Below are 1749 nucleotides of genomic sequence, written 5' to 3' on the forward strand. Positions count from 1 at the left end.
CGCGCCAGACCTTGCCCATGCCGCCCCGGCCGATGGTCTCGGTCAGCCGGTACCGGCCTGCCAGCAGCAGTCCCGCTGCCGTACTCGCGCTCTGTTTCATAACCCACCACCCTTCACTAGACCGGTATGAAAGATTACGGAAGGACGACGAAATCGAGACAGAGATACAGGACTGTTATTCGCCGTCACTTAAATGTTGCTGTGTCTTCTCGTGCGCGACGCAAGAGTATCCGCGCCCATCTGCGTGATAGGTATCAACTACTCATCCGCCCTCCCCGCTGTTTTGCTTAGACTTCAGGAATCTAGGCAGCGACCAGAAACGACATGCTGGCGCGGTGTACGAGATCCGATTCGCCCTTGCGGTACTTCACAAGCAGCACCGACTGGCCCAGGCGGCTTGTTACCGCCCCTTCTTGATCCGCCCGGCCACAGCCCGGATGCTGACGGTCTGCGCGTTGTGCTGCCAGGACAGGATCCAGTCGTCGTACGGCTGGGCCGCATCGGGACGAAGGCGGTCGGCTTCGACTCCGCCCGGCTTCGACGCCTCAAGGCTGCCGGGCCGAGGTTCCGAGCCGGGAGGTTCGCAAGCAACGTGGCCCAGACGTCAACAAGCGTTCTTCACTACCCGCACAGTCGGGGGCGGCGAGCCCAAGATCGGCCTCGAGATGGGTCTACATCAGCATTTACAACTCCACGAACTCGTGCACGGTAGACGGTGAGACGTCGAAGACGTCGGCGGGGCTCGGCGCTCACATCTGCCGTGCCGGGATCAGGTCTGTGGTCTGCTGCGGGGAGAGCAGTCCGGCGACGGCCTGGGCGATATCGCTCATGTGCTGGCGGCGGCCGAGGTGGCGGGTCAGCGCCCCCGGGTACGGCAACAGCCGCCCAGTTGCACACGGGCAGAAGCGCTGCCCAGGCTTCCTACATCTCGGCGATGGCAGCTGCGGAGCCCCGGCTGTCGTGGATGTTGGCGGCCGGGAAGCCCATGAGAAGAGGCGGTCCGTTCGCGTCGGACAGGACGTTCCTGTAACCCGGCTTGCCCTCATGGGCAAGGACTCGTGCGCCCCACCTTTATCGGGTCTGTCCAATCAACGGCCCTGTCTCAGATTCGGTGGTGACGGAGAGTCGTGAGGGTCGTTGACCCTCGCGTGAAGGATGTCAACGAGTTCGTGCAGACGGTGTTCTCGGGCCTGTCCCCGCTGGTCATCGAGGATGTGGTCGACGAAGGCGAGCGGATCGTGGTGCGGGCATGGACTCCGCGGGAGACTGCGGTCTGCCCGGTGTGCGGGGTGGCGTCGGGGCGGGTGCACGGTTTTCACTGGCGGACGGTGGCCGATGTGCCGGTGGACGGCCGGCGGGTGGTGGTCCGCGTGCGGGTGCGGCGCCTGGTGTGTCTCACGCGTGGATGCCGCCAGACCTTCCGGGAGCAGGTGCCGGGGGTGTTGGACCGCTACCAGCGGCGCACGACTCGTCTGACCAAGCAGGTCAAGGCGGTGGTGAAGGAGTTAGCGGGTCGGGCGGGAGTTCGGTTGCTGGCGGCCTTCGCCCTGGGCCTGTCCCGTCACACGGCCCTCCGCGTACTGCTGGGTATCCCCTTGCCGGCCGGATGGATTCCTCGTGTGATCGGCGTCGACGGGTCCAAGTCGCTGATCGCTGGCATGTATGGCACAACCTGCGCGAAGCCGCCCTGAGCGAGGTCAAAGCGCACAGCACCTGCTGGGCCGCCGTACTGGACGCACCCATCTATGA

General features: G+C 65.1%; 1 protein-coding gene and 1 pseudogene. One reads left to right on the top strand and one right to left on the bottom strand.

The window, feature by feature from the left end:
* Positions 1 to 749 precede the first annotated feature (749 nt).
* Positions 750 to 878: a hypothetical protein gene (locus ACIQMR_RS38340; RefSeq protein ID WP_401397786.1), complete on the bottom strand. Its 129-nt coding sequence runs from the start codon at positions 876 to 878 to the stop codon at positions 750 to 752.
* A gap of 300 nt (positions 879 to 1178) precedes the next feature.
* Here ACIQMR_RS38340 and ACIQMR_RS38345 point away from each other — a divergent pair.
* Positions 1179 to 1749, top strand: a pseudogene (locus ACIQMR_RS38345) (transposase family protein); the annotation flags it as partial.

It is taken from the genome of Streptomyces sp. NPDC091376 (assembly GCF_044757085.1).
In the GTDB taxonomy this organism is placed as follows: Bacteria; Actinomycetota; Actinomycetes; order Streptomycetales; family Streptomycetaceae; genus Streptomyces; species Streptomyces pratisoli.